General features: G+C 65.6%; 20 protein-coding genes, 1 tRNA gene and 3 pseudogenes. 9 read left to right on the top strand and 15 right to left on the bottom strand.

Annotated features, from left to right (window positions below):
• Positions 1–5 precede the first annotated feature (5 nt).
• The 4 genes from infC to IEV83_RS08170 all read left to right on the top strand — a co-directional run bounded on the left by infC (position 6) and on the right by IEV83_RS08170 (position 2768).
• Positions 6–548 (top strand): translation initiation factor IF-3, encoded by a 543-nt coding sequence (infC, locus tag IEV83_RS08185; RefSeq protein WP_181761045.1) that lies wholly within the window; start codon positions 6–8, stop codon positions 546–548.
• A 338-nt stretch (positions 549–886) separates the two neighbouring features.
• The gene (rpmI, locus tag IEV83_RS08180) at positions 887–1084 is read left to right on the top strand and encodes a 50S ribosomal protein L35 (RefSeq protein WP_181761016.1); all 198 of its coding nucleotides are present in this window, start codon (positions 887–889) and stop codon (positions 1082–1084) included.
• 38 nt (positions 1085–1122) lie between these two features.
• Positions 1123–1482, top strand: coding sequence for a 50S ribosomal protein L20 (gene rplT, locus IEV83_RS08175; protein ID WP_181761017.1), 360 nt, complete (start codon positions 1123–1125; stop codon positions 1480–1482).
• Between the two features lie 227 nt (positions 1483–1709).
• On the top strand, positions 1710–2768 hold the full coding sequence (locus IEV83_RS08170; RefSeq protein ID WP_181761018.1) for a Rieske 2Fe-2S domain-containing protein: 1059 nt from the start codon (positions 1710–1712) through the stop codon (positions 2766–2768).
• 26 nt (positions 2769–2794) lie between these two features.
• Here IEV83_RS08170 and IEV83_RS08165 read toward each other — a convergent pair whose 3' ends face one another.
• The 8 genes from IEV83_RS08165 to IEV83_RS08125 all read right to left on the bottom strand — a co-directional run bounded on the left by IEV83_RS08165 (position 2795) and on the right by IEV83_RS08125 (position 9300).
• Positions 2795–3379, bottom strand: coding sequence for a TetR/AcrR family transcriptional regulator (locus tag IEV83_RS08165; protein WP_181761019.1), 585 nt, complete (start codon positions 3377–3379; stop codon positions 2795–2797).
• Between the two features lie 32 nt (positions 3380–3411).
• Positions 3412–3954, bottom strand: coding sequence for a carboxymuconolactone decarboxylase family protein (locus tag IEV83_RS08160; protein WP_181761020.1), 543 nt, complete (start codon positions 3952–3954; stop codon positions 3412–3414).
• Positions 3955–3970: 16 nt separating this feature from the next.
• Positions 3971–4390, bottom strand: a complete 420-nt coding sequence (locus IEV83_RS08155) for a PACE efflux transporter (protein WP_181761021.1) — start codon at positions 4388–4390, stop codon at positions 3971–3973.
• A 779-nt stretch (positions 4391–5169) separates the two neighbouring features.
• Positions 5170–5628, bottom strand: coding sequence for a hypothetical protein (locus IEV83_RS08145; RefSeq protein ID WP_244628115.1), 459 nt, complete (start codon positions 5626–5628; stop codon positions 5170–5172).
• Positions 5629–5650: 22 nt separating this feature from the next.
• The gene (locus tag IEV83_RS08140) at positions 5651–6376 is read right to left on the bottom strand and encodes an ABC transporter ATP-binding protein (protein WP_181761023.1); all 726 of its coding nucleotides are present in this window, start codon (positions 6374–6376) and stop codon (positions 5651–5653) included.
• 4 nt (positions 6377–6380) lie between these two features.
• On the bottom strand, positions 6381–7514 hold the full coding sequence (locus tag IEV83_RS08135) for an ABC transporter permease (RefSeq protein WP_181761024.1): 1134 nt from the start codon (positions 7512–7514) through the stop codon (positions 6381–6383).
• Positions 7511–8674, bottom strand: a complete 1164-nt coding sequence (locus IEV83_RS08130; RefSeq protein ID WP_181761025.1) for an efflux RND transporter periplasmic adaptor subunit — start codon at positions 8672–8674, stop codon at positions 7511–7513. Before IEV83_RS08130 ends, IEV83_RS08135 begins: the two co-directional genes overlap by 4 nt.
• The gene (locus IEV83_RS08125) at positions 8671–9300 is read right to left on the bottom strand and encodes a TetR/AcrR family transcriptional regulator (protein ID WP_181761026.1); all 630 of its coding nucleotides are present in this window, start codon (positions 9298–9300) and stop codon (positions 8671–8673) included. The genes IEV83_RS08130 and IEV83_RS08125 overlap by 4 nt, the downstream gene beginning before the upstream one ends.
• A 159-nt stretch (positions 9301–9459) precedes the next feature.
• Here IEV83_RS08125 and IEV83_RS08120 point away from each other — a divergent pair, with 159 nt between their 5' ends.
• On the top strand, positions 9460–10050 hold the full coding sequence (locus IEV83_RS08120; protein WP_181761027.1) for a HutD/Ves family protein: 591 nt from the start codon (positions 9460–9462) through the stop codon (positions 10048–10050).
• Between the two features lie 5 nt (positions 10051–10055).
• Here the strand turns inward: IEV83_RS08120 and IEV83_RS08115 are convergent, their stop codons facing one another.
• Both IEV83_RS08115 and IEV83_RS08110 read right to left on the bottom strand, forming a co-directional pair.
• Entirely contained in the window at positions 10056–10811 is a 756-nt protein-coding gene (locus IEV83_RS08115; RefSeq protein WP_181761028.1) for a sulfite exporter TauE/SafE family protein, read from the bottom strand.
• A 157-nt stretch (positions 10812–10968) separates the two neighbouring features.
• Positions 10969–11364, bottom strand: a complete 396-nt coding sequence (locus IEV83_RS08110; RefSeq protein ID WP_181761029.1) for a hypothetical protein — start codon at positions 11362–11364, stop codon at positions 10969–10971.
• A gap of 377 nt (positions 11365–11741) precedes the next feature.
• Here IEV83_RS08110 and IEV83_RS08105 point away from each other — a divergent pair.
• Positions 11742–12919 (top strand): annotated as a pseudogene (locus tag IEV83_RS08105) (integrase core domain-containing protein).
• 55 nt (positions 12920–12974) lie between these two features.
• On the opposite strand, the gene IEV83_RS08100 reads toward IEV83_RS08105, so the two are convergent.
• Positions 12975–13064, bottom strand: a tRNA-Ser gene (locus IEV83_RS08100).
• Positions 13065–13320: 256 nt separating this feature from the next.
• Between IEV83_RS08100 and IEV83_RS08095 the strand changes: the two genes are divergently transcribed.
• The 3 genes from IEV83_RS08095 to pabB all read left to right on the top strand — a co-directional run bounded on the left by IEV83_RS08095 (position 13321) and on the right by pabB (position 16482).
• Positions 13321–13641, top strand: a complete 321-nt coding sequence (locus tag IEV83_RS08095; protein ID WP_181760761.1) for a hypothetical protein — start codon at positions 13321–13323, stop codon at positions 13639–13641.
• Positions 13642–13695: 54 nt separating this feature from the next.
• Positions 13696–14355: a peptide-methionine (S)-S-oxide reductase MsrA gene (gene msrA / locus IEV83_RS08090; RefSeq protein ID WP_181760762.1), complete on the top strand. Its 660-nt coding sequence runs from the start codon at positions 13696–13698 to the stop codon at positions 14353–14355.
• A gap of 213 nt (positions 14356–14568) precedes the next feature.
• Positions 14569–16482 carry an aminodeoxychorismate synthase component I gene (pabB, locus tag IEV83_RS08085; protein ID WP_181760763.1) on the top strand — a complete coding sequence of 638 codons (1914 nt, stop codon included), beginning with the start codon at positions 14569–14571 and terminating at the stop codon, positions 16480–16482.
• A gap of 8 nt (positions 16483–16490) precedes the next feature.
• Here pabB and IEV83_RS20425 read toward each other — a convergent pair.
• From IEV83_RS20425 to pheS, 4 genes and pseudogenes are all read right to left on the bottom strand, one after another.
• A pseudogene (locus IEV83_RS20425) lies at positions 16491–16937 on the bottom strand (nucleotidyltransferase family protein); the annotation flags it as partial.
• Between the two features lie 249 nt (positions 16938–17186).
• Positions 17187–19613: a phenylalanine--tRNA ligase subunit beta gene (gene pheT, locus IEV83_RS08080; protein WP_181760764.1), complete on the bottom strand. Its 2427-nt coding sequence runs from the start codon at positions 19611–19613 to the stop codon at positions 17187–17189.
• Between the two features lie 55 nt (positions 19614–19668).
• Positions 19669–20322, bottom strand: a complete 654-nt coding sequence (locus tag IEV83_RS08075; RefSeq protein WP_209003048.1) for a hypothetical protein — start codon at positions 20320–20322, stop codon at positions 19669–19671.
• Positions 20323–20348: 26 nt separating this feature from the next.
• Positions 20349–21400 (bottom strand): annotated as a pseudogene (gene pheS, locus IEV83_RS08070) (phenylalanine--tRNA ligase subunit alpha).
• Positions 21401–21773 lie beyond the last annotated feature (373 nt).

Genomic DNA, 21773 nt, shown 5'->3' with positions numbered 1-21773 from the left:
CGACCATTCGCCGTCCATACCGCGCACCGCCGCCGACCAAGGAAGGCCCGCGCACAAACCAAGAGATCCGCGTTCGGGAAGTGCAGCTCATCGACCATGACGGGAGCAACCTCGGTGTGACACCGACGGAAGAGGCCCTGCAGCGCGCCGTTGATGCTGGCCTCGACCTGGTCGAAATCTCGCCGAACTCTTCTCCGCCCGTCTGCAAGATCCTCGATTATGGCCGGTACAAGTACCAGAGCCAGAAGAAGGCGGCAGAGGCGCGCAAGAAGCAGAAGGTCGTCGAAGTCAAAGAAATCAAGATGCGGCCGAACATCGACACCCATGACTATGAGGTGAAGATGCGGAACATGAAGCGTTTCTTCGACGAAGGCGACAAGGTGAAGGTGACCCTGCGGTTTCGCGGACGCGAAATGGCGCATCAGGACCTCGGCATCGCCCTCTTGAACAAGGTGCGTGACGAGACCGCCGAATTCGCCAAGGTCGAATCTCACCCGCGGCTGGAAGGCCGGCAGATGGTGATGGTGCTGGCGCCGATCGCCCGCTGACCTTCGCGCAGCGCCCTGACGACAGCGCCGGAGCTCCGCGCCAGCGCATCGTCGGGACACTGACCGGAACGCCAAAAAGCTCGGCCCTCGCGCCGGGCCTTTTTCGTTCCGCCGGCGCCATCCGGACCGGGCGCGCATCGGGGCGGGAAAGCGGCACGAATCCTCTTGTGTTTTGCCGGAACGCTGCCTATAAGCGCCTGTCCTGAGCCGCCCGGCTTCGCGGGACCCGTTGGCCTTGCGCCAACCCCTTGCGACAAAAGGGCATGCCGTGGCGGTTCATAACGGCTTCCAACACACATCGGCTGGTTCAGCGCCAGCCGTGCAAGAAAGGATGCAAAATGCCCAAGCTGAAAACCAAGTCCGGCGCAAAGAAGCGCTTCAAACTGACCGCGACCGGCAAGGTCAAGACCGCCCAGGCGGGCAAGCGTCACGGCATGATCAAGCGGACGAACAAGTTCATCCGCAACGCGCGCGGCACCACCGTGCTGTGCGAGGCCGACGCTCGCATCGTCAAGAAGTTCCTGCCCTACGGCTGAGCCTGACGGCGTCTTAGACTTTCCAAGGAGTACTACCCATGTCGCGTGTCAAAAGGGGCGTAACCGCCCACGCAAAGCACAAGAAGGTCATCAAGGCCGCCAAGGGCTACTACGGCCGGCGCAAGAACACGATTCGCGTCGCCAAGCAGGCGGTCGAGCGTGCCGCCCAGTACGCCTACCGCGACCGCAAGGCGCGCAAGCGCAATTTCCGCTCGCTGTGGATCCAGCGGATCAACGCGGCGGTGCGCGAGCAGGGCCTTACCTATGGCCGCTTCATCGACGGTCTGAACAAGGCCGGCATTGAGGTTGACCGCAAGGTGCTGTCCGATCTCGCCATCCGCGAGCCGGAAGCGTTCAAGGCGCTGACCGAAAAGGCCAAGGGCGCGCTCGGCGCGTAAGACGCTTCGCCGGCGGGCCAGCCCGCCGCCGCAAGGCGCTTCCGGACAAGACAAGATCAAGGCGCGCTCCACTCGGAGACGCGCCTTTTTCACGTGCCTCCACCGTTTCCGCCCCCTCACCCGTTGCGCCCCTTTGCCCGCCATCCGGCATTGCCCGCGCTTGAGTGCGGCGGCGCAACCGGGTAAACCGCCGGGGTGTCCGCCCCCCAGCGCCGGAGTTGCGTTCCATGAACAATCTTGAGGCCGACCTGCTGCGCGGTCTGTGGTATGTCGCCTGCCCTTCCTCCGAGATCGCCGCCGGCAAGATGCTGGGCAAGACCCTGATGGGGGAGCCGGTGTTGATCGGCCGCGCGGCGAACGGCAGCGTCTTTGCCTTGCGCGACATCTGCCCGCATCGCGGCATTCCGCTGCGCCATGGCTGGTTCGACGGCGAGACGGTACAATGCTGCTATCACGGCTGGCGGTTCGACACCGGCGGCACCTGTGTGGAGATCCCCTCCACCCACGCGGCCCAGACCATCGACACCTCCAAGATCACCTGCGGCGCTTATGCCGCACGCGAGCAGAACGGGTTGATCTGGATCTACTTCCCGGAAAACGGCGAGCGCCCGGAAGACGGTCGCCAGCCGGCGCCGCCGCTGTTGCCGGATTTCGCCGCCGATGCGGCGCCGCAACTGGCGATCATGCTGCCCTTCGTCTGTTCGGTCGATCATGCGGCGCTGGGGCTGATGGACCCGACCCACGCCGCCTTCGTGCACACCTCCTGGTGGTTCAAGAAGAACGCCAAGAGACTGCGGCCGAAGGAGAAGCCGTTCGCGCCGTCCGAGCTGGGCTGGGCAATGGTGCGACACAAGCTGCCGCCGCAGAACATCGCCTACAAGGTGCTGGGCGACGATGTCACCACGGAAATCCGCTACGCCCTGCCGGGGCTGCGCATCGAGCACATCCAGGGCAGCAAGCATTCGGTGGTCGGGCTGACCTCGATCACACCGATCGACAGCACCCACACGGAAGTGCGGCAGATGTTCTGGGCGAGCATGGGCTGGGTGCGGCCGTTCAAGCCGCTGATCCGCCACCTGATGACCGTGTTCCTCGACCAGGACCGGCGCGTCGTGGTGCAGCAGCGCGAGGGGCTGAAGTACAATCCCAAGCTGATGCTGATCAACGATGCGGACACGCAAGGGCGCTGGTGGATGCAACTCAAGGACGAATGGGTGCGCTCTGGCGCGGAAAACCGCCCGTTCCAGAACCCGGTCAAGGCCCGCACCCTGCGCTGGATGAGCTGACGAAACGGGGAACGCCTCCCTTTCGCTCAGCCCGGATGGAGGGTGAGCGCGATCATCGCCGAGGCAATCTCGGCCTCGGCCTCGGCGCGGGGCAAGTCCCCGTCCAGCACCGCACGCCCCAGTTCCTCGGCGACGCCATAAAGGGCGATCCAGCGGCCGGGCGTCAGCAAGCCTTCGGCCCCGGACAGAAACGGCCCAAGCGCGCGGCTGAACGCCGCGCAATAGGCGCGGCGGATCTTGCCATGAATGCCCTGATGCTGCGGATAGGCGGCGAGCGCGGCGACCGCCGCGTCATAGACCCCGCCGTAGGTCACGGTACAATCGAGATAACTTGCGGCGATCACCCTGGCGGCGCCGGCAAGATCCCGCGCCTTGCCGCGCAGGCCCTCGCGCATGCGGGCAGCGAGCCACTCGTCGTAGCGCCGGTAGAGCGCCAAGAGCAGAAACTCCCGGCTTTCGAAGTGATTGTAGGTGATCGGCTTGGTGACGCCCGCGGCTTCCGCGAGCGTCGTCAGTGTCAGCGCCTCGGCGCCCCGGGTGGCAACGATCTCGGCGGCGGTGTCCAGAAGATGGTCCCTTCGGGCCTCTTTCGACATTCGGCGCTGCTGCATTGTGCCTCTCCCCTCGTTGCCGCCCGCCCTTTTTACGGCTGAAGCGGTACCTTGGGGAAGTCGATCTTCGGCCGGGCGAGGTTGTTGATCCAGTTGCTGAAGGCGTTCAGCCCGGTCCAGGCGCAGATCTGCACGATCTGCGGCTCGCTCAGGCCCGCCTCGCGCGCGCCCGCCAGTTCCGCATCCTCCAGATGGCCGCGCGCCTCGATCAGCCGCAAGGCAAGGGTCAGCGCTGCCTGTTCGCGCGCGTCTTCCGCCTTGCCGCATTGGGCGGCAATGCAGTCCTCTGGCGACAGGCCGGCCTTCTTGCCGGAGAAGGTGTGGCCGCTGACGCAATAGTGGCAGCCATTGGCATTGGCGACGGCGAGCGCGATCATCTCGCGCAGCCGCTCGGTGAGAAGGTCGTTTTCCTCCAGCGCCTTGGCGAAGTTCAGATAGGCGCTGAGGCTGGCCCCATCGACGCCGAGCGCGGCGAAGAAGTTCGGGATCATGCCATATTGCGTCTTGAAGCCTTCAAGGATCGGCGTTGCCACCGGGTCGGCACTGTCGACGGTGACGGGGGTCATGCGGTTCATCGGGAAGCTCCTTTGGTCATTGAGCAGCAAGAGGCAGACCGAAAACCCGGTCGAAGGCCCAGTTGTAGGCGAAGGTGAAAAACATGAAGAAAAGCGTCAGGCTGGCGTCGAGCAGGAAGGCTTCGGCCAGCGTCATGTCGAGCCACCAGGCGAACATCGGCAGGGTAATCGTCACCAGACCGACTTCAAAGCCGACCGCATGGGCAATGCGCCGGCCGAGCGAGCGGCCACGGCGGGCGCGGCCCGCCTCCCACATCTCGAACAGGCTGTTGTAGATCGTGTTCCAGACGATGGCGACCACCACGGTCATTACCCCGAGGCTGCCGGAATGCACCGCATCCTTGCCCGAAGCGGCGATAAAGGCGGCGCTGATGATGAGAAAGGTCAACGCCTCGTAAAGGGCCACATAGGTGACCCGTCTCTTGATGCCCTGCATCTTCTGTCTCCGTGAAATCCAACGCGCGAAAGGACGGCCAGGGGCCGGCACGTCACGGACCGGGAGGACAGTGCGTGCAGCGGCCCCGGCGCCAGCGGCGCGGGAGGTCCCGCCGGTCGGCCTGGTCGCCCGCCCACGCGGGATCGCTGATGAAGAGGAGGGCAGTTGAGAACATGGCACCGGGCCGGGGTTGATACGCGAATTACGACCGCCCTTAAATTACTAATCGTAACTTATGTCAAGCACCCCGCCCCGCCGCCACTGCATGGCAGCCCTGCGGTGGCGGGAGGAGGGGGGTGGCTGCCCCGGCCAGCGGGAGGTTTTTTTACCACCGTTGGCCGGGGCGGCCGGGCGGACATCAGGTCAGTCGCCGGCAGGGACGGCGGGGGGGGGGCAACCCGAGCCGGGGACCAGTCGACCCCGGCCGTGCCCGTCAGCAGCAGGGCGTCACCGCTGGCAAAATCGGGAATGAACAGCCCGGCACGGCCACTGGCGCCGATATTGCCGAGCGTGTTGAAGAAGCGATTGCCGGCGTAATCCGGAAAGCAGAGCGCGCCGTCGCCCCTCAAGCGGAGAAACCCGGGCGCGCCGCCGCGATGGGAGACATCCGCCCCTCCTTCTGCGCAGGACGCGATGAAGAACGTGTCGGCGGACGCAACAATCCGGCGCACTTCCACATCGTCCATGGTGACGCGGGCGCCCTCAGGCAGGGCCTGTGGCCCGGCAGGGAGCGAAAACGCGCGCGTTCCTCGATTTCGCCATCCCCAGGATTTCGGCCGTTATGGCGCCCTGAACGGGAGAGCCCGCCTGCCCCTCACGTTTCCCCCCCGGGTTGGGCGGAAGGTCCAGACGATGCCGGCCCAGACAAGGGTTCGGACCGTCATTGCGCCGAGCGTGCGCGGCTCGAACGCCCCGCCCATCAGGATATGCCCCGCAAAGCCTGCGAAAACCGCAAGAGTCGCGGCGAGGATCACCCATGACAGCCGCACCGCCCAGCGGCGACCGCGCCACAGCCCCACCCCGGCGGCCGCATAGGCAAAACCGGCGAGAAAGTTGAACCAGAGCACGAAGGGCACGATATCGCCCGCCGCCGCCCGGGCTTCGGCACCGCCGAAGAGCACCCGCCCGCCAGCGAGCACGGTCACCACGCCGAACAGGATGGCCGCTCCCGCGGCCACCCGTTGCCAGCGCCCGTTTGTCGCCTTACCCCGTGTTTCCGGTCCCGCGCCCGCCGTCATCGCCGCACCCTCCGTTTTGTCGCTAGCCTGTCGCCGCGCCGTCCTCGCCGCCATTGCCATCGAGCCGGCCGTCGCGCAGGTGGAAAATGTGGTCGAACCGGTCGAAGATCTTCTCGTCATGGGTCACGGCGACGATGCAGGCATCCTGTTCGGCGGCGAGCTTGCGCAAGAGATCCATGACGATGCCCGCCCGCTTGGAATCGAGCGCGGCGGTCGGCTCATCGGCGAGAATGATGCGCGGATTGTTGGCCAGCGCCCGGGCAATCGCCACCCGCTGGGCCTCGCCGCCGGAAAGCTGCGCCGGCATGGCATCGCGGCGGTGACCGATCTCCAGATACTCCAGCAGTTCCACCGCCCGCTCGCGCGCCTGCCGGCGGCTCTTGCCGGCCAGTTCCAGCACCAGAGCCACATTGTCGGTGGTGTCGAGAAACGGCAGCAGGTTGTGGAACTGGAAGATGAAGCCGATCTTGTCGAGGCGCAGGCGGCGCAGGTCGCCGCGTAGCCAGCGCCCGCTGTAGACGTCCTCGCCATCAATGACGAGGCGGCCCGCGGCAGGCTCGACAATGCAGCCGATGACGTTGAGCAGCGTGGTCTTGCCCGAGCCGGAGGGGCCCAGAAGCGCCACCACCTCGCCGGAGCGAATGTCGAGGCTCACCTGGCGCAGGGCATCGACCCGGGTGTCGCCTTCGCCGAAATGCTTCGACACGGCATCAATTTCAATCAGAACCTTGCGGTCGCGCGTGCTCATGGGCTCAGCCCCCCAATGCCGTTGCCGGATCGATCTTCAGCGCCGCGCGCACGCCCAGGCCACTGGCCAGAATGCAGACGGCGGCAATGATCCCGGCAAGCACCAGTGCGTTTTCCGGCTCCAGAACCACCCGGCGCGGGAAGTAGTCCTTGACCAACATGACGACGCCGAGGCCGAAGGCCCAGCCGATGCCGCCCAGCGCCAACGCCTGCTGGACAATCAGGCCGACGATGGTGCGGTCCGGCGCGCCGATCAGCTTCAAGGTGGCGATCTGCTTCAGCTTCTCCATGGTCATGGTGTAGATGATGAGGGCAATCACCACCGCCGAAACGGTCAACAGGATGGCCATGAACAGGCCGATCTGCCGCCGGGCGCGATCCACCACGGAACGGGTGAGAAGGTTTTCCTGCCCCGCTTGGCTCATTGCTGCCAGATGCTTCCAGCGGCGCACGGTGTCGGCAACCGCATCGGCGGAGATGTTGGGATCCACCCGGGCGATCACCGCGTTGACCGTGTCGGTGCCCTCCACCGAGCCACCCCGGGCAATCTTCACCCGCGCGGCCGGCGGCGCCAGTTCGAATTGCAGGGTCTGGGCATCGCTCAGGGTGATGTAAACCGCCGGATCACCACCGGAATTGACATGATTCCGGACGAGGCCAACCACCTGGAAGGAATTGCGCCCCAACCGCAGCCGGTCGCCCAATTCCAGCTTCGTGCGGGTATCGGCCACCAGTTCATAATGGCTGCGGGCAATCGGCCGGCCGGCGACCAGATCCTTCGGCGCGCCCGGTCGTCCCGGCTCGTGGCCGACCACATAGAGCCGCAGCTTGCCGCCGGCGAAGTCGGCCTCCGCCGTCTGGTAGGTGACGCTGCCGGCCGCCGTCACCCCATGCAGCCGGGCGACCGATTCGCGCGTGTCGGCGGGAATGCGCGAAGCCTCGGCGAAGGGGCCGCGCGTGCCCTCCTCCACCACCCAGACATCGGCGCCGGGGGCGCGGGCGATGGTCAGGGCATCGACCACCAGCCCGTTGTAGATGCCGATCATCGACAGCACCACGGCCATCAGCAGGCTGAGCCCGAAGCAGGTCAGGAGAAAGCGGAAGAGGTTGTGGCGTACATCCCGATAGGCAAGGTTCATGGCGCGGCCCCATCGCTCACCCGGGCCATCCGGCCTTCGCGAAGCCCCGACACCGCCGCGCTGACGATGCGCGCTCCCTCCGGCAGGCCGCCGGTCACTTCAAGCCGGGCATCCTCGCTGCGGTGACCAAAGACCAGCGCCCGGCGCTGAAACCGGCCATCCTCCACGGTCCAGACCCGGCCGGTGTGGCCATCGAACCCCGCCACCGCCGCCTCTGGCACCATCAGCGCGGTGTCCAGCCGGGCAACCGTGATGCGCACTTCCGCCTGTTCGCCGAGAAAGGCGCGCGGCGGGCATTGCTGACAACTGACCCAGACCCGGCGCTCCTCGTTCACCCGGTCGCTTTCGATGCCGATCCGCGCCACCTTTGCCGGGAAGACATCATGGGGCAGCGAGCGCAAGCGCACCTCCGCCGACTGGCCAAGCTCAATGGCACCGGCACGCGCTTCATCCACATAGGCGAGCGTCCACACGGTCTCCGGTGCCATCAGGGTGAAGATCGCCTCGCCTTCGCGCACGACGGCACCGGGCTCCCGGTGGCGCCGGACGATCACCGCATCGAAGGGCGCCGTCAGCGTGTGCTGGCCAAGCACCGTCCGTTCATAGGACAGCGCCGCCTCCGCATCGGCCAATTGCGCCTTGGCCACCTCGACCTCGCTGCGAGCGACCGACAGCTCCGCCGCCGCCACCTCCTCATCGCGCTGGCTCTCGTCGGCCTGTTGCTGCGAGACCACATTGCTGCCGACCAGCGCCTTGCGGCGCTGGTTCACCTGCCGGGTCTGCTCCAGAACCGAGTGGGCGCGATCCACGTTGGCCTCCGCCTTGCGGATGGTGACAGACGCGGCCAAGACCGCCGCTTCCGCCCGCCGAACCCGCGCCTGCTGCTCGCTGTCCTGCAACCGGGCCAGGACCGCGCCCTTAGACACCGCATCGCCATGGTCGGCGCGCAGCTCGGTCAGGGCGGCGCTGACCTCAAAGCCGATCTCGGACACCACCCGCGCCTCGACCGTGCCCAGTCCGAAGACGCGAATGTCGACATTCGTTTCCTGCGCCACCACCGGCACGGACAGCGGCCGGTGCTGGACGAACAGATACGCCCCCGTCACCAGCCCGGCCAGCAGCAGCACGCCGATCAGGGTGGAAACCCGTCGCTTGGTCATTCCATCGTCTCCAAATTCAACATGTCCAACGCGCCAGCGGCGAACAGGCGCAGGTGGGTAGCGAGCAACCGCGCCCCTTCTTCGGCCAGCGGCCGCGACCGCCCCCCCAGCGACCAGCGAATGGCCACCCCCTGAATGAGACCGATCAGCATTAACGCGGCATCGCCGGCCTCAAGGTCGGGACGGAAGCGCCCGCTGACCTGCCCGCGCCGAAACTCCGCCGTGAGAGCTGCCTGAAACTTTTGCATCAGCCCCAGGAAGGTCTGGCGCAACATGTCGTTTTCCGCGTGCAACTCGCGGGAAAACAGGATTGCCGGGATCGCCGGCGTCGTCTGGATGATGCGGAATTGCGCCAGTACCAGCGCCTCCAGCCGCCCCGCCGGATCTTCCCGGCCCGCAAGCGCCGCCTGCCAGCCCTCGGCCATGAGCTGCGAGATGCGCTCCGCCACCGCGACCCAGATCGCCTGCTTGGTCGGGAAATGCCGGAAGATCCCCGGCTGGGTCAGGCCGACGCTTTCGGCGATCGCCTCGGTGGTCAGCCGGTCCGGACCGAGCGCATCGGCCAGACCAAGCGCCGCCTCAATGATTTCCGCCTTGCGTTCCCGCGCCGGTTTTCGGGTGGTCATTCGCTCACCTCAAGTTAGCAATTACTCACTAACATATAGAGATTGACCTCCCCGGCAATGCGACAATTGATCCCTTGTCGCCGGTTGGGCCATAACGGGGCCACGCGCCGCAGCGACAAAGCGCTCTCGCCCCTCCCAGCCAGCCCGGACCCCGCCGCCATGACCGACGCCCCACTCCGCATCATTCCGGCCGAAGCCCTGCGCCCGGTTGCCTGGGTCAATGGCGGCGGCATCACCCGGGAAATCGCGGCGGACAGCGATGCGGCAGGCGTCTTGTGGCGGCTCAGCCTGGCGGATGTGGATCGGGAGGGGCCGTTCTCGGAATTTCCCGCCATGTCCCGCACCCTGACCGTGGTGGCGGGCGATGGCATGGCGTTGGAGGCCCCGGAGGAAACGCTTCAGGCAAAACCGCTGGCGCCGGTGACCTTTTCCGGCACGCTTCCCATCATGGGACGGCTACCGAACGGACCGGTGCGCAATTTCAACCTGATCTATCGTGAGAGTACCATCGAGGCCCGCGTCGCATTGCAGCGCGGCCCGCTTGAGCGCGCCTACCCGGCGCGTGCCGGCATCCAGCGGATGATCCATGTGACGACGGGAACGGCGCGTCTCGATGGCAAGGCGGTTCCGGCGGGAGCGACGGCGCTCTTCCGCTCAGGCCGCCTTGAGCTTGAGGCCGGGGCGGCACTGCTGGCGGTGCAGCTGGCGCTCCGCCAGAATGCTGGGCACCAGCACTCCGGCGACCGATAGGTGCGCTACGCGCCCTTCCAGAAGAACAGGGCGGTCATCACCACGCCGACGAAAATGACGAACCAGCGGATAGCGCCGGGCGACAGCCAGTGGCGCGCCGCCCAAGCGCCCGCATAGCCGCCGGTGAGCGCTGCCACCGACATCACCAGCGCTTCGGGCCACGAGACGATGCCGCCAATGGCGAAGGTCATCACCGACAGCAGCGACAGGATCGCCGACAAGAGGTTCTTCAGCCCGTTCATACCATTGAGGTCGTGAAACCCGACGAGGCCGAAGGCAGCGAGCAACAGGATGCCGAGGCCGCCGTTGAAATATCCGCCGTAGATGCAAACGGCCAGCATCGCCATCAGGGTCACCGCCCGCCCCGGCCCCGGCCGGTCGCCGCGCCGCAGGATGACGACCAGGCGCGGCCCGGCGGCAAACAGCACGGTGGCCAGCAGCAGCATCCAGGGCACGATGCCGGAGAACACCGACGATGGCGTGACAAGCAGCAAGAGCGCACCGATGACCCCGCCGAGCGCGGCCACCAGCAGATAGGCCCGCAGACCCAGCGCCCCTTCGGCGCGCAAGCTGGCGCGAAAGGCATGGGCCGCGCCGATGTAGCCCGGCAAGGCGGCGACCGTTGCCGTCGCATTGGCCATCACCGGCGGCAGGCCGAACCAGACAAGCGCCGGAAAGGTCAGAAAGGTTCCGCCGCCCGCAAGCGCATTCAGACAGCCCGCCAGAAAGCCGGCCGCGACAATCACCATCCAGGACAGCATGATTCAACCTTGAGAGACATCCGCCCCGACCGATTACCCGGCCCGGCACCCGGATGCAAACCGATCTTGCGCGTTGGAATCTTCTGCCTTGGCATCGCAGGAAGACAAAAAATTTTGCGCTTCAAATACAGTGACATTTAGGGAGAAAAGAACTTCCTCACTTTTCTCTGTACACGTAATAGACCGAGCGATACCAGGCGATCAGAGAAGCCGGGACCGATATAAGGCCGTATTGCCAGGAGACATCGTTAAAGCCGCCTTCAAAGAAATACATCTCCAGCCTGATCGCAATGACCTGAATGACAATCAGAAACAGAAGCAAAGACGAGACCGGCTTCAACTTGAGCGCCACGACAACGGCGAGCAGGACCGCTCCGCCCAGCAGGGCAACGACCAGCGCCACGACAAAGCTGAGGGACGCGATATAGACAAGTTCCAGGCCGATCGAGCGGGCCGCGATCGCCACCAGCCCGGCGTGAGCCAGTGCCGCAAAAACCGAGGTCGCAAAGGCTGCCGGAAAGAGACGATGAAAAAGTGGCTGCGTTCCGCGCATACGATCTAGATTTCCCGTTCTCTTCCCGAATTATTTAAATTTTTTATTTTATATATTTCCCATTACCTACTCACACTCAGAAAATAAAAAACCACTAATACACCATCATCTTACATCAAATAATTCGAAATCTCATTCGCATGACCACTTGCAGGACTGCCAGACAAGACGCTGCGTGATGCACGCTTTTGAACCAAAGACATAGAGAACAACCGACAGTACTCTATAGCACAGTGGCGGCTTACGACGATCAGTGGTTTTTTTTGAGATTGCAGGCGGGAAGCGACGTTCCCAATTCTAAGTGCCCGACCTGAGACATAGGTGACAGAACGTTCCGGACACATGGGTAACACTTTTCGCTTTGGCGGGAGGTGTCGATGCCGTGGCAAGAGGTGTCCAAAGTGGAGGAACGTCTTCGTTTCATTGCCCGCCTGCTGGCTGGCGAAGGCATGAGTGCGGTTTGCCGGGAGTTCGGCATTTCGCGCAAGACCGGCTACAAGATCTGGAGCCGTTACCAGCGCGATGGGCTGGAGGCGCTTTGCGACCGGTCGCGCCGGCCGGGCGCTATGCCAACCAGCTTCCCGAGCAGGTTGAGCGCCTGATTATCTCCACGAGGAAGGACAAGCCCCACTGGGGTGCGCGCAAGATCCGGGAAGTGCTGGTTCGGAAGTTGGCCGGTGACGTTCGCATTCCTGCGCAAAGCACGGAGCATGCGGTTCTGGACCGGCACGGCCTTGTCAGCAGAGCCCGCAAGAGGCGACGCGCCCACAAGGCCGAAGGAACGCCTCTTTCGGCAGGTCTTGCCCCCAACGATCTGTGGGCCGCCGACTTCAAGGGCGAATTCAAGCTGGGCAACCGGCAATATTGTTACCCTTTGACGGTCACCGACCACGCGTCCCGCTTTCTATTGAGCTGCGAGGCCTTTGACTCAACGAAGGAAAAGCCGGTCATGGAGGCCTTCCTCGCCCTGTTCAAAGAGCGCGGATTGCCCTCTGCGATCCGGACGGACAACGGCTTGCCGTTCGCCTCGCCGAACGGGCTCTACAATCTGTCCAAGCTGTCGGTGTGGTGGCTGCGCCTGGGCATCGGCATTGAGCGCATCAAGCCCGGCCACCCTCAGCAGAACGGCCGCCACGAGCGCATGCACCTGACCTTGAAGAAGGAAGCCACCCGACCTGCGGGCATGAACAGCCTGCAGCAGCAGGCCAAATTCGATGCTTTCGTGAGGGAATTCAACGAGGAACGCCCCCATGAAGCGCTCGCCATGAAGACACCTGCGGAAGTCTACAGGCCCTCATCAAGGCACTATCGGGGACTGCCGGACCTGGACTATCCCTTCCACGACAGGGACGCTCTGGTCACCGCCTGCGGACGGATCTGCATGCATCGCAAGAAGATCAACGTCTCGACCGTGCTGGCAGGTCAGAAGCTCGGCATCAAGGAAGTGGAGGAGGGAATTTGGCTGATCAGCTTCATGAGCTATGATCTGGGATACATCGACCTGGAGCAGAGAACACTGCAGACAATCGACAACCCGTTCGGCACGAGGTTGTAACCCATGTCTCCGGTACAAACCGTTACCTATCTCTCCGGATCGGACAAAGCCGAAATGGCGGAGAGAGAGGGATTCGAACCCTCGAGACGGTTACCCGCCTACACACTTTCCAGGCGTGCGCCTTCGACCACTCGGCCACCTCTCCGCAGTCTCGGTCCTCATGGGCTGGCCGAAGCCGGGGCCCGCAGGTCCGAACCGCACTGTAAAAAATGCGGCTTGCAGCCACCGTTTCCGGTGCCCGCAAGTCGCGCACTATACCCAGCACGCGATCAAGTTCAAGCGCCGAAATTCCTTTTTGACGTGGTTTTCAACATTCCGTCAGCGTCATTGCCCGGCGCCCCTCCTCCGCCTATCTTTCCGGCAGATCAGATCATGCCCTTCATGGGGATTGGACCGTCGCAATGATACGTTTTTTCCTGCGTCTTTTCGGCCTTGCGCTGGTCGCTGTCGCGCTGGTCACCATCGTTCTCGATGGCACCCAGACCATCGCCGCCTCGGCCTGGTCGACCACGCCGCTCGGCCAGTACTGGTACCAGATCTCGCCCACCTCGCTGAATATCACCCAGGCGGCGATCCAGCGTCACGTCAATCCGGTCCTGTGGGATCCGGTGCTCCTGACGCTTCTGGTGCAGCCGGTCTGGGTCGTCGCCGGACCGCTCGGCTTCCTGCTCCTGTGGCTTGGCGAGCGCCGCTGGTCCCGCCGCCGGCCGGAGTTTGTCTGAGGCGAAGATATCAGGCCCCGCAGCCATTTCCTGAACACCCAAGGAGGCGCCGCCATGTCGTTCATGACCATGCTCAGCAACAAGTTCTCCCTTGTGGGCCGCGATGCCGCCCTGCCGGGGCGCGAAACGCCGATCGTCACGCCCGGCGCGCATGCGGTGTGTGGGGTGCCGATCGACGCGAGCCCAGCGGACGGCCAGGAAGAGGTGCTTCTCGGCCTTGGTTGCTTCTGGGGTGCGGAACGGCTGTTCTGGCAAATGCCAGGCGTTGTCGTCACCGCCGTCGGCTACGCGGGCGGCTACACGCCCAACCCGACCTATCACGAGGTCTGCACCGGGCGGACCGGCCATGCGGAGGTGGTGCGGGTGGTGTTCGACCCCAAGGTGTTGCCGCGCGACCGGCTGCTGCAAGCCTTCTGGGAAGGACACGATCCGACCCAAGGGATGCGCCAGGGCAACGACACCGGCACCCAGTACCGCTCGGCCATCTACTTCAACAGCGAGGCCATGCGCGCGGCGGCCGAACGCTCGAAGACGGCCTATGCACAGGCGCTCGGCAGCGCCGGTCACGGCCGGACGATCACCACGGAGATCAAGCCGGCGGAAGCCTTCTACTTCGCCGAGACCGACCACCAGCAGTATCTCGCCAAGAACCCTTCAGGCTATTGCGGCCTCGGCGGCACCGGCGTCACCTGCCCGATGCCGGCGGCGGACTGACCGCCCGCGCCGGTTTCGTCGCGGCGGCCCAAAGGGGCATGTCGCTGGTCATGTCGCGATTGGGGGTCTTGCAATGTCGCCCGCAAGACGGTAGCGCCAGAGCAGGCGGATGCTTGGCCGTTCGGGAACCATCTCCCGACCGGCGCAAAGACCCGCACCATCGCCGTCCGGATAGCCGTACGGCACGCCCCATCCCCCTCTCCCTGACCGAAGATGCGCGACACCCCCTCGACCGGCACCCTTCTTCTTCTCGATGCGCTTGCCGGCACGGCGCGGCTTTTCACCGCTCCCGAACGGATCCTCTCCTGCACGCGGCTGGAAGAGGTTCCCTCCGTTCTAGAGGCCATCGAGCATGCCGCAGCGCAAGGCCATCACTGCGCCGGCTATCTCGCCTATGAGGCCGGCTTTGCCTTCGAGGACAAGCTGCGCACACCGCCCTTCACGCCGCCCACCGTGCCGCTGGTGTGGTTCGGCGTCTATGGCCCGCCTCGGGAACTGAACCGCGAGGAGGCCCTTGCCGCGCTCACCGCCGCGCCAGCAGACGAGCGCAGCGAGGAGATGCCGTCCGGACTGCGCCTCGACGGGTTCGACATGACGCGCGAAGCCTATGCGCAGGCGTTTGCCGCCAGCCGCGATCACCTGGCCAAGGGCGACATCTATCAGGCCAACCTGACCATGCGCGGGCGCGGCACCTGGCATGGCGACCCGGCCGCACTGTTTTGCCGGCTGATCGCCGCCCAGCCGGTCGGCCATGCCGCCTTTCTCGACCTAGGCAGTCACAGCGTGCTGTCCTTATCGCCGGAGCTGTTTCTGGAGCGGCAGGGCGCGCGACTGCAAAGCCGGCCGATGAAGGGCACGGCCCCGCGCGGGTCGGATCCGGAAGAAGACCGGACGATTGCCACGGAGCTTGCCGCCGACGAAAAGTCCCGCGCGGAAAACGTGATGATCGTCGATCTGATGCGCAACGACATCTCGCGGATCTGCGATCCGGGCAGCGTCCAGGTACCGAAGCTGCTGGAGGTGGAGGAGTACCGCACCCTGTTCCAGATGACCTCGACGGTGGAAGGGCGGATCACACCCGGCACCGGATTTGCCGCCTGCATGGCGCGGCTCTTTCCCTGCGGCTCGATCACCGGCGCGCCGAAGCTCAGGGCTATGGAGATCCTGAGGGAGCTTGAGACCGGCCCGCGCGGCATCTACACCGGCTCCATCGGCTATCTGGAGCCAGGCGGCGACTTCCGCTTCAACGTCGCCATTCGCACGCTGGTCGCGGCGCGGGACGGCAGTTTCGAGATTGGTACCGGCTCGGGTCTTGTGTTCGATTCCCGCGCCGAGCCGGAATATGAGGAATGCCGCCTGAAGCTTGCCTTCCTGGAGCGCGGCGCGCCGGAGTTCGCCCTGTTCGAGACCATGGCCTGGCACCCGGGCGACGGCTACTTGCTGCTGGAACGGCACCTGACCCGGCTTGAGGACAGCGCCGCCCAGCTTGGCTTCGCCTGTCCGCTTGGTGCCATCCGGCAGGATCTGGCACAGCGGGCGGCAAGCTTTGACGCGGCCCGGCGGGTGCGCGTGCAACTGGACGCCGATGGCCGCTTTTCGGTGACTGACGCCCCGCTGTCCCCCACACCGCCGCGCTGGCGCGCGGTTCTGGCCGATGGCCCCATCGAGGTCCCGCTTCCCTTGCTGCGGCACAAGACCACCGCCCGCGCCCACTATGACCAAGCGCGGGCGCGGCTTGCAGCGGACACCGGCTGCGACGAGGTGCTGTTCTTCAACGCGGAAGGGTTTCTGACCGAGGGCAGCATCAGCAATCTGTTCATTGCCCGAGGCGGGCATCTCTTGACCCCGGCACTGCGGCACGGGTTGCTGCCGGGCACCTTGCGCGCCGCCCTGCTGGACAGCGGGCGCGCCCATGCGGCCGACCTCACCGCCGCCGATCTGGCCAGCGCGGACAGGGTCTATTTCGGCAATTCGGTGCGGGGGCTGGTGGCAACGGACATCCAGTCCCGCGATGACGCCGAGACCGGACGGACCTCGGCGGAAGCCTCCATCGAGGCGCCCTCTGGCCAGGGCAAGACCTCCAGCTCTGGCCAAAGCACTTTCATGCGACGGGCTTTTTCCGCGTAGCCCCGACGATTGTCGAGCGCCAGATTGGGCACCAGCCGCATGGCGAAGATATCCGCCAGGCCGAACGGTGCGACGATATCGAGCCGGTCATCCGGGCAGAGGCGCACGCCGACCGCATGGGTGCGTGCCGCATAGCGCAAGAGCGCTTCATCGGCGGAGCGCAGCGGCGCGTAAGGCACGCCGAAGCGCTTTTCGAACCACAGATGCACCCGGGCCTGATTGCGGATCTCCACCGGCCGTCCCACTCCGGCGAAAAGCGGGGCAGCGCGGGCGATCACCCGATCCTCTGCCTCGAACCCGAGATCGGACGCATCGAAATAGACAAGGTCGAAATCCTTGATGCCATGCCCGGCGCGGCGGCCGGTCAGGGCGTTCCAGACACTCTGGTAGACCGCACCGCTCACCAGACGCCAGTCGGGCAGCGCAAGGTCGCGCGCGGTCCGCAACACGCCCATCAGGGTCTCATCGGTGCGGATCAGAAGTTCCAGCATGCACCGGCGGTCCCGCTCGCTGGTCAGCGAGGGATCGCCAAGGCTCCGCCGGTCCAGCGGCAGGAGTGAGGGCCGGTCGGCAGGGCGGGGCACGACCCGCAAGGTGCGTTGTGGTCTCATGTCACCTCCGACATGGCATGTGGCGGCGACCGGCGCAAGCACCACGGGGATCGCCGGCGGGCAGCGCCCGCCGGCGATGGATCGGCTCGAGCGTTATCCGCGCAAGGTGCCGCCAGTGGCCTTTTCCACCGCCGCACGGATCCTGGCCGCGACCGCCTCGATATCCTCATCGGTCAGCGTCCGGTCACGCGGCTGCAGGGTGACATCAATGGCCATCGACTTCTGCCCCTCGGCGACGCCCGCGCCGCGATAGACGTCGAACAGGGTCACCCCGGTGATCAGCGTCTTTTCCGCGCCGCGCGCGGCCTTCAGCAGCCGCTCGGCGGTGACCGCCTCATCGACGACAAAGGCGAAATCGCGCCGCACCGGCATCAGGTCGGAAATATCGAGCGCGCCCTTGGAACGTCCCGCCCGGGCCTTGGACTTCGGCGTCGGCACCGCATCGAGATAGACCTCGAAGGCGGCCATCGGACCTTCCAGATCGAGCGCTGCCAGCACCCGGGGATGCAACTCACCGAAGCGAGCGAGCACCGTCTTCGGGCCGAGCCGCAATTCGCCCGACCGCCCCGGATGCAGCCAGTCCGGCGCCTCGGCTAAGACCATCAGCTTTTCGACCGGCGCCCCGATCGCGGCAAGTGCGGCTTCCGCATCCGCCTTGGCGTCGAACACCGACACCACCGGGGCATTGCCGGACCAGTGCCGCCCAGCACCATTGAAGCCAGCGGTGCCCCGGCGCAGGCCGGCGGCGACCATCGACTGGCCCTTGGGTGTGTCGTCGCCGAAGATCTGCCCGACCTCGAACAGAGCGACATCGGGATAGCCGCGGTCGGCATTGCGCTGCGCCGCCGCCGCCAGCCCCGGCACGAGGCTCGGCCGCATGTCCGACAGCTCCGGCGAAATCGGGTTGGCCAGCTCCAGGTCGCGCCGGCCACCGCCAAAGGCTTCGGCCTGCGCCCGGGAGATAAACGACCAAGTGACCGCTTCCTTCAAACCACGCACGGCGAGTGCGCGCCGCGCCTGCCCCCGGCGCAACTGGCCAGGGGTCAAAACCCGACCGGAGACCGCCGACAGATTGGGCAGCGGCGTTGCCGGCACTTCATCGAGACCGACGATGCGCACCACCTCTTCCACCAGATCGGCCTTGCCATGCACATCCGGACGCCAGGAGGGCGGCGCCACCTTCACGGTGTCGCCGCTGCCGGTGACCCAGAAGCCAAGGCGGGTCAGCACGCCCTTGATTTCCGGCGTCGTCAGCGACAGGCCGGTCAGCCGTTTCACTTCCGCCACCGGGAAGTCGATCATCCGGTCGCTGTTGGGCAGTTCGCCGGTGAACATGACCTCGGTTGCCGTGCCACCGCACAGGTCGATCACCATCTGCGTCGCCAGTTCGAGGCCCGGCAGGCAGAACTGCGGATCGACGCCGCGCTCGAACCGGTAGCGCGCATCGGTGCTGACACCGAGCGCCCGGCCGGTGCGGGCGATGTTGACCGGATCCCACAGGGCAGATTCGATCAGCACATCGGTGGTTTCCTCGGTACAACCGGAGAGCTCGCCGCCCATGATACCGCCGATGGATTCCACGCCATTGTCATCGGAAATGACGCACATGCTGTCATCGAACCGATAGGTCTTGCCATCGAGGCCGAGCAGTTCCTCGCCCTCGCGACCACGCCGAACCACCAGATCGCCGCTGACCTTCGCGGCGTCGAACACATGCAGCGGCCGGCCCCGGTCGAAGGTGATGTAGTTGGTGATGTCGACCAGAGCATTGATCGGACGCAGGCCGATCGCCACCAGCCGCTTCTGCATCCAGTCCGGAGAGGGACCGTTGGTGATGCCGCGCACGAGACGCAGGCCGAAGGCGGGGCACAGCGGCGGCGTGTCGCCGAACTCAAGGCGCACGGTGACCGGGCAGGCGCCCTCGCCGGCCACCGGTGCCGGGCGGTTTTCCTTGTAGGTACCAAGGCCCGCTGCGGCCAGATCGCGGGCGATCCCGGACACGCTGGCGCAATCGGGCCGGTTCGGCGTCAGACCGATCTCGATCACCGGGTCATCAAGCCCGGCGTATTCGGCATAGGAGGCGCCAAGCGGCGCATCCTCGCCAAGATCCATGATGCCGTCATGGGAATCGGACAGCTCCAGCTCCCGCTCCGAGCACATCATGCCGAAGCTTTCCACGTCGCGGATCTTGCCGACGGAGAGGGTGACGTCGATGCCCGGCACATAGTCGCCCGGCCGCGCCAGAACGCCCACCAGCCCGGCCCGGGCGTTCGGCGCACCGCAGACGATCTGCAGCGGCGCCGCACCATCGCCGGCATCGACGCTGAGCACCTGAAGGCGATCGGCGTTCGGATGCGGCTTTGCGTCCAGCACCTTGGCAATGGTGAACGGGCGCAGGCGGTCGGCGGGGCTGGTCACCTCCTCGACTTCCAGGCCGATGCGGGTCAGCGTCTCGACGATCTCATCGAGGCTCGCGTCGGTTTCCAGATGATCCTTCAACCAGGACAGGGTGAATTTCATGGTGTCGGTCTCTTGTCTTGGCCGCGGGCCGCCCGGCACCCGCCGGGGCGCGGCATCAATTCTTCGGGGAGAAACGGTCCAGGTCGGGCACGATGGAGGAGTTGCCGTAGTTCTCGGCAAAGCGCTTGCCAATGTCGTGCAGCCGGTCGGTCCAGCGCTGGATCTGAGCATCGCTCAACGTCCCGCCGGTGACGATTGCCTGCGACGCCTCGGTCTCGATCTGGTCGCGCAACAGCCCCAGTTCGAGCATCGCCGCATCCTCGGCGCGGTATTTCTCCAACCAGCCGATGGTCATGGTGGCGATGATCACCAGGAGCGCCAGGGCCGAGGTCGCCGTCGACCATTTGGCAATTCCGGCGATCCGGCGCTCGCTGACCACCAGGATCATCGTCGCAATGGTGAGAAAGGCGGTGATCGCCACCGCGGTCAGGAAGCTTTCGTAATTGTCTTCCGCATTGGCTTCCTGACTGGCCCGCAAATGGGTGATGCGATCGCGCAGATACAGAACCGGATCCGCCTTGGCACCGAGCGCCTCGCGGAAATAGGCGTCGCAATAGCGCAGGCGCCCACGCTCCGCGGTCTTGTCGGCGCAGACCTCGATGAACGAGGGCGTCTCCTGCGACTGGGCCATCGCCGGACCGGAACCGACCCCGCCCAGAAGAGCGGTCACCAGCGCCAGCAGGGCGAACAGCGCCCCACGTCCCATCATCCACGCGCGTCTCCTCCCGGAGGCCGTCATCGCGAGAGCCCTCCGAACAGGGTCGGCAGGTCGAGCGGGCGGAAGCCGTAATGCTCGATCCAGCGCACATCCGCATCGAAGAAGGCACGCAGGTCCGGCATGCCGTATTTCAGCATGGCCAGCCGGTCGATGCCCATGCCCCAGGCAAAGCCCTGGTACTCGTCCGGGTCGAGACCGCAATTGCGGATCACATTCGGATGCACCATGCCGCAGCCGAGGATTTCCAGCCAATCATTGCCCTCGCCGACCCGCACCTCGCCGCCGGAGCGGTCGCAACCGATATCGACTTCCATAGACGGTTCGGTGAAGGGGAAGAAGGACGGGCGGAACCGCATCTTCAACTCATCGACCTCGAAGAACGCCTTGCAGAATTCCTGCAGCACCCACTTGAGGTGACCGATATGGCTGCCCTTGTCGATCACCAGCCCCTCGACCTGTCGCAACGATAGGTGCGGCCCGGGGTGATCACCCGGATCGGCGGCTTCTGGCTCATCATGGTGCGGACCTGCACCGGCGAGGTGTGGGTGCGCAGCAGCATCCGTTCGCCATCGGCGCGCGGATGCATGAAGAACGTGTCGTGCATGTCGCGCGCCGGATGATCCTCCGGGAAATTGAGCGCGGTGAAATTGAGGTGATCGGTCTCGATGTCCGGCCCCTCGGCAATGGAAAAGCCCATGTCGGCGAAGATCGCGGTGAGTTCGTCGATGACCTGGCTGACCGGGTGAACCCGGCCCTCTTCCGCCGGCGGCCGGCGCAGCGGCAGCGAGATATCGACACGCTCGGCCTCCATCCGGGCCGTGAGAGCTTCTTCCTGAAGCACCGCCTTGCGCGCGGCCAGAGCCTCGCCCACCCGCGCCTTCAGGCCGTTGATCGCCGGCCCCAGTTCGCGCCGCTCTTCCGGCGAGACCTTGCCCAGCATTTTCAGCCGTTCGGAGACCGAGCCCTTCTTGCCAAGGGTGGCAATGCGCACCTCTTCCAATGCGCTTTCGCTCGCCGCAGCGGCCACCGCCGCGAGAATTTCGGATTCAAGGGTTTCTAGATCGGACATGACACCGTCGGGATTGGCGGCGCGCAGCGTTCGGCACCGGCGCGGCGCGTTGCAAGGAATTTTGCGTCTTTTATCAGACTTTGAAGGGGTTTCCAGCCGCCAGCGGGAAAACGGGGTCTCACCGCGCGACAGTCGGCCGCACGGAGACACCCGGATCGGGGCGGGGGATCAGGAGGTCTTGCTAAATCGGCCGCAGGCAGGCCCTTGCGGAAGCAGACGGTCGGCCGCGCGCACGGGGCCGCTCAAGGGCCGCAACCGGCTCTCGTCACGGGTCATCGCGCTGGATGGGGCGATCATCATCTGTCCACCTGTCTTGGAGGCCATTCCTTCGCAGATCGCGGCGGGAATGGCAAGACCGGCGGCGCGCGAGGAG

The sequence above is a fragment of the Stappia taiwanensis genome, from assembly GCF_014635285.1.
Classification (GTDB): domain Bacteria; phylum Pseudomonadota; class Alphaproteobacteria; order Rhizobiales; family Stappiaceae; genus Stappia; species Stappia taiwanensis.
This window is presented reverse-complemented; position numbering and strand designations above follow the sequence as displayed.

Excerpts from the sequence above, each read along its gene's own strand:
- rpmI (WP_181761016.1), top strand. The coding sequence starts at position 887 with ATGCCCAAGCTGAAAACCAAGTCCGGCGCAAAGAAGCGCTTCAAACTG.
- rplT (WP_181761017.1), top strand. The coding sequence starts at position 1,123 with ATGTCGCGTGTCAAAAGGGGCGTAACCGCCCACGCAAAGCACAAGAAG.
- IEV83_RS08170 (WP_181761018.1), top strand. The coding sequence starts at position 1,710 with ATGAACAATCTTGAGGCCGACCTGCTGCGCGGTCTGTGGTATGTCGCC.
- IEV83_RS08165 (WP_181761019.1), bottom strand. The coding sequence starts at position 3,379 with ATGCAGCAGCGCCGAATGTCGAAAGAGGCCCGAAGGGACCATCTTCTG.
- IEV83_RS08160 (WP_181761020.1), bottom strand. The coding sequence starts at position 3,954 with ATGAACCGCATGACCCCCGTCACCGTCGACAGTGCCGACCCGGTGGCA.
- IEV83_RS08155 (WP_181761021.1), bottom strand. The coding sequence starts at position 4,390 with ATGCAGGGCATCAAGAGACGGGTCACCTATGTGGCCCTTTACGAGGCG.
- IEV83_RS08145 (WP_244628115.1), bottom strand. The coding sequence starts at position 5,628 with ATGACGGCGGGCGCGGGACCGGAAACACGGGGTAAGGCGACAAACGGG.
- IEV83_RS08140 (WP_181761023.1), bottom strand. The coding sequence starts at position 6,376 with ATGAGCACGCGCGACCGCAAGGTTCTGATTGAAATTGATGCCGTGTCG.
- IEV83_RS08135 (WP_181761024.1), bottom strand. The coding sequence starts at position 7,514 with ATGAACCTTGCCTATCGGGATGTACGCCACAACCTCTTCCGCTTTCTC.
- IEV83_RS08130 (WP_181761025.1), bottom strand. The coding sequence starts at position 8,674 with ATGACCAAGCGACGGGTTTCCACCCTGATCGGCGTGCTGCTGCTGGCC.
- IEV83_RS08125 (WP_181761026.1), bottom strand. The coding sequence starts at position 9,300 with ATGACCACCCGAAAACCGGCGCGGGAACGCAAGGCGGAAATCATTGAG.
- IEV83_RS08120 (WP_181761027.1), top strand. The coding sequence starts at position 9,460 with ATGACCGACGCCCCACTCCGCATCATTCCGGCCGAAGCCCTGCGCCCG.
- IEV83_RS08115 (WP_181761028.1), bottom strand. The coding sequence starts at position 10,811 with ATGCTGTCCTGGATGGTGATTGTCGCGGCCGGCTTTCTGGCGGGCTGT.
- IEV83_RS08110 (WP_181761029.1), bottom strand. The coding sequence starts at position 11,364 with ATGCGCGGAACGCAGCCACTTTTTCATCGTCTCTTTCCGGCAGCCTTT.
- IEV83_RS08095 (WP_181760761.1), top strand. The coding sequence starts at position 13,321 with ATGATACGTTTTTTCCTGCGTCTTTTCGGCCTTGCGCTGGTCGCTGTC.
- msrA (WP_181760762.1), top strand. The coding sequence starts at position 13,696 with ATGTCGTTCATGACCATGCTCAGCAACAAGTTCTCCCTTGTGGGCCGC.
- pabB (WP_181760763.1), top strand. The coding sequence starts at position 14,569 with ATGCGCGACACCCCCTCGACCGGCACCCTTCTTCTTCTCGATGCGCTT.
- pheT (WP_181760764.1), bottom strand. The coding sequence starts at position 19,613 with ATGAAATTCACCCTGTCCTGGTTGAAGGATCATCTGGAAACCGACGCG.
- IEV83_RS08075 (WP_209003048.1), bottom strand. The coding sequence starts at position 20,322 with ATGATGGGACGTGGGGCGCTGTTCGCCCTGCTGGCGCTGGTGACCGCT.